6 protein-coding genes and 1 pseudogene are annotated in these 3686 nt (G+C 48.8%); 5 read left to right on the top strand and 2 right to left on the bottom strand.

Translation table 11 applies throughout. From position 1 onward, the window contains the following. Window positions 1-289 (bottom strand): hypothetical protein (locus tag BUE76_RS24580; protein WP_158070007.1); only part of this gene is annotated, 289 nt, incomplete at its 3' end. 108 nt (window positions 290-397) lie between these two features. Here BUE76_RS24580 and BUE76_RS20080 point away from each other — a divergent pair. The 5 genes from BUE76_RS20080 (at window position 398) to BUE76_RS20060 (ending at window position 3092) form a co-directional block, all read left to right on the top strand. After that, window positions 398-607 (top strand): hypothetical protein, encoded by a 210-nt coding sequence (locus BUE76_RS20080; protein ID WP_073044506.1) that lies wholly within the window; start codon window positions 398-400, stop codon window positions 605-607. Continuing rightward, window positions 604-1158 carry a hypothetical protein gene (locus BUE76_RS20075; RefSeq protein ID WP_073044508.1) on the top strand — a complete coding sequence of 185 codons (555 nt, stop codon included), beginning with the start codon at window positions 604-606 and terminating at the stop codon, window positions 1156-1158. The genes BUE76_RS20080 and BUE76_RS20075 overlap by 4 nt, the downstream gene beginning before the upstream one ends. An 88-nt stretch (window positions 1159-1246) precedes the next feature. Next, window positions 1247-1921, top strand: coding sequence for a tRNA (adenosine(37)-N6)-threonylcarbamoyltransferase complex dimerization subunit type 1 TsaB (tsaB, locus tag BUE76_RS20070; RefSeq protein WP_073044509.1), 675 nt, complete (start codon window positions 1247-1249; stop codon window positions 1919-1921). A 99-nt stretch (window positions 1922-2020) separates the two neighbouring features. After that, entirely contained in the window at window positions 2021-2353 is a 333-nt protein-coding gene (locus BUE76_RS20065; protein WP_073044511.1) for an ArsR/SmtB family transcription factor, read from the top strand. Between the two features lie 76 nt (window positions 2354-2429). Next, the gene (locus tag BUE76_RS20060; protein WP_073044804.1) at window positions 2430-3092 is read left to right on the top strand and encodes a rhodanese-like domain-containing protein; all 663 of its coding nucleotides are present in this window, start codon (window positions 2430-2432) and stop codon (window positions 3090-3092) included. A 195-nt stretch (window positions 3093-3287) separates the two neighbouring features. Here BUE76_RS20060 and BUE76_RS25215 read toward each other — a convergent pair. After that, window positions 3288-3686, bottom strand: a pseudogene (locus tag BUE76_RS25215) (PA0069 family radical SAM protein); the annotation flags it as partial.

Raw genomic sequence — 3686 nt, 5'->3', positions numbered from 1 at the left:
GTGGCTGGTTGTTTTGCGGAATGCTGGCTCCGGCACTGATACGGGCCTGGTTGCTGTCGGGCCGGTTTGCAGGACCGCCTTTATCTTCAATGGTCGTATTGGGAGGCATGGAATCCGGGTTGTATGCGTTGTTATTTATGGTAGCCGTTGTATCATCGTGTGGATTACCAATGGGTACATTAGCCGAATCTACCTGCGTATTCTTCTGGTAAGTGCGGTTGCCCACATTATTATCGCCGCAAGCCCATAAAGTTGCAGATATGCCAAGGAGGGCCACAATTCTTTTCATATAAGGTTTTTATCTGCTACAACTTCAAATCTTCGGCCAGCTTTCACCCCTTTTGCTGCAAGCCTGCATGGCAATCTTTTTGCAACGAAACAGGCAAAAACTATCAGCATGAACCTGAAGCGCGTATTCGGTGTGATCTTAACGGTACTGGGAATTGCGGGATTGATATATGCGGCCATGCTCTTTCTGAATGGCGAGGGCTCGGGCAAGCAAATCAAATCGCTGGCGGTATATGGAATTTTGGGTGGTGTTTTTTTCTTCACCGGCATCGGCCTGATCAAGGGTACGCACGATGAAAGCCAACCTCCTGCAAGATGAACAAAACACGGTACCTCCCTGATCAATCTTTTAAGAGCTATTGCAAATGGCTTTTTTCGCTATGCCTGGTAGTAGTTGGTGCAGCCGGATGCAGCGGAAACGAAACTACTACTGAAACAGATGAAACCGGTGTGCATGCTGCCGCCGATCCCGTTGTAGGTTTTGCGCAGTCGGAGCCTTTTGTGCTTACCGGTTGTTACGAAATGACCCATAAACGTGATTCCGCAACCTTGCAGCTTGAAGTACAGGACTCGGTGGTGACCGGTAGGCTGGTGTACCGCAGGTACCAGCGCGATGGCAATACCGGCACCATAAAGGGCGTACTGCGCGACAGCCTGATTCTTGCTGATTATACTTTTCAGTCCGAAGGGCTTACTTCGGTGCGGGAACTGGTGTTGAAAATAAAAGATACAACACTGGTGGAGGCTTTTGGCGATCTGAAGAACGAAGGCAATAAAATTGTGTTCAGCAACACGGCCAATCTGCAGTATATGGAAGAAAATCCTTTTGTGAAGGTGGCCTGCGACACCCTTTCTGGGCAACGGCGCTGATGGGCAGTACAGGGCTGATCGTTGCCTGCCTGGCTTCTTCGGTTTTTCAATAATTTTTACTTCCCCCCGTCTGCACTAATTTGCCGCCGTGAGTTTGATCCTAAATATCGATACTGCGGTGGCGGGCGCCTCCATTGCCCTTTCGCAGGGCAGTGAAATACTGGCTTCGGCTACCAACGAAGCTGCAAAAGAGAGTGCGGGCTGGCTGCAACCCGCCATAAAAGAATTGATGCAGGCCGGTGGATACCCGCTTTCCGCGCTGGATGCAATTGCCGTAAGTGTAGGTCCTGGCTCTTACACCGGGCTTCGGGTAGGCATGGCTTCGGCCAAAGGCCTGTGTTATGCTTTGCAGAAACCTTTGATAGCAATAAGCACCCTGGAGATGATGGCCGCCGCCGCAAAGAAAGTAGTGCCGGAAGCAGAACTGTACTGCCCGATGATTGATGCCCGGCGTATGGAAGTTTTTACGGCTATATATAACCGTGTGCTTCAACCTATTGTTCCGCCACACAACCTGATATTGGATGCGCATAGTTTTTCCGACCTGCTGGCTGCCCACCGGGTTTGTATTTTTGGTAACGGAAGTGATAAGTTTAAACCCTTACTGAAAGAAGGGCAGGCCTTGTTTGCAACCATTTATCCGCATGCTGTACAACTGGCAGAACTTGCTTTGGAACAGTATAAAAAAGGCCATTTTGCAGATATCGCTTATACTGAGCCGTTTTATATAAAAGCTTTTTATACTACACAGGCTCGGTCTTAACTATTACAAAAAATTAGAAAGAATACTTAACTACTTAAAAACGAAAGGAAGATTACTAATTTCCGATATACATTTGTATTCTGTGTTAAGAAACATTCTATGGACAATGTAGTAATTGAAAACTCCGTATCTGAAAACAACGAACTAAAGATTGATGTCATCCAGCTCAAGAAGGCTGCCCTTATCCTGAGGGCCATCAACCACAAGTTGCGTCAACAGATTATGAAGCTGTTGCACCAGAACGAGAAGATGACCGTTACCGAAATCTATGTAAAACTGCGCCTGGAGCAATCCGTTGCCTCCCAGCACCTCGCCATCCTGCGTAAAGCGGGTTTTGTAAACACCGTTCGCGATGGCAAGTTTATTCATTATTCGGTTAGTTACGAGCGTCTCGATCAGGTACACCACTTTGTGTACGAGCTGCTGAAATAAGCATATCCCCGTACCCTATCCCCTGTCAATGTCTTTGGATGCAAAGGTTTACTTTTGCGGCCAAAGACATTTTTTTATGGAAGGAACCCTCAAGCCCTTATCGGTAGCTGCGGTTAAGGAAGCAATGGAACAGGAAGTGGTGGTGCTGGACAGCCGTCCTTCAACCCTGTTTACCCTCGGTTTCGTACCGGGTTCTATCAATATCGGGTTGGATGGCAAATACGCCGAGTGGGCCGAAATGCTGCTGCCCGCTAAAAAGCCCCTGGTGCTGGTAACCCAGCCCGGACAGGAAGTGGAAAGTGCGCAGAAACTTCAGGATAAAGGTTTTACCATAGCAGGCTACCTGGAAGGTGGCTTTGATGCCTGGCGCAACAGCGGGGAAGAAGTGGATCTGATTATTGACATTGAAGCCGATGAGATGGCCATGGACCTGCCTTTTGATGAAAACATCCTGGTAATGGATGTACGCCAGCCCAACGAGTTTGCCGAAGGCCATGTGGTTGATGCCGAGAACGTACCCCTTGCCGAGTTTACCGATCTGGTGAATATTGCCAATATTGAAGAAGAGCAAAATGTATACATCCACTGTGGCGCCGGTTACCGCAGCGTGATTGCTGCCTCCCTGCTTAAGCGCCAGGGGATACATAATCTCCGCAATATCCTCGGAGGCTGGGATGCCATCAGGGAGGAACCTCGGATCAAGAAAACAAAAGAGGAAAAGAAGAAATCTGAAGAGTAACAGGTCAATTAGTGGTTGGTGAAAAGGCGCTTTTACAGGAAGCGCCTTTTTCATTTTCGCAATGTAATGTTGCTATTATGTGCTCAGTAGTTTAGTTGCAACGCTTTTATAAAGCCCCAAAATGGTGGATGATGGGATGTGCACGATACCAACCGCTCATTTTTTTGATCCTTGTGAAATTCTGAAAATCACAGGTTAAAATAAGCTGCCCTGCTGCCCCGGCCTGAAAAACTGGCTGCTGTCCAGCCGCAGTTTCTCTTTATTGAGTCCTAATTTGCGGCAATGATTGCGAAACTGTATGGCGATCATATCGGCAATCAATCCTTCGCCCCGCATACGGCGGCCAAAGTCGGAGTCGTTTACTTTCCCACCATGCCCCGATTCAATCAGGTGCCAAACCTTATCGGCACGGTCGGGGAAATGCTGGTGCAGCCATTGGTGAAACAGCAGTTTAACCGACCCGTTGAGCCGAACGAAAGTGTAGCCGGCAAAGGTGGCGCCTGCATTAGCGGCAGCTTCCAGCAGTGCCGGCAGCTCGTGCTTGTTGATGCCCGGTATCATGGGGCCCAGCATTACACCTGTTGGAATCCCGGC

Origin of the sequence: Cnuella takakiae, assembly GCF_001953305.1 — a bacterium.
Taxonomy (GTDB): Bacteria; Bacteroidota; Bacteroidia; order Chitinophagales; family Chitinophagaceae; genus Flavisolibacter; species Flavisolibacter takakiae.
The sequence above is the reverse complement of the archived record's forward strand: the minus strand, read 5'-3'. Positions and strand labels throughout refer to the sequence as shown.

Coding starts and splice junctions, on each gene's coding strand:
- BUE76_RS20080 (WP_073044506.1), top strand. CDS start 398: ATGAACCTGAAGCGCGTATTCGGTGTGATCTTAACGGTACTGGGAATT.
- BUE76_RS20075 (WP_073044508.1), top strand. CDS start 604: ATGAACAAAACACGGTACCTCCCTGATCAATCTTTTAAGAGCTATTGC.
- BUE76_RS20065 (WP_073044511.1), top strand. CDS start 2,021: ATGGACAATGTAGTAATTGAAAACTCCGTATCTGAAAACAACGAACTA.
- BUE76_RS20060 (WP_073044804.1), top strand. CDS start 2,430: ATGGAAGGAACCCTCAAGCCCTTATCGGTAGCTGCGGTTAAGGAAGCA.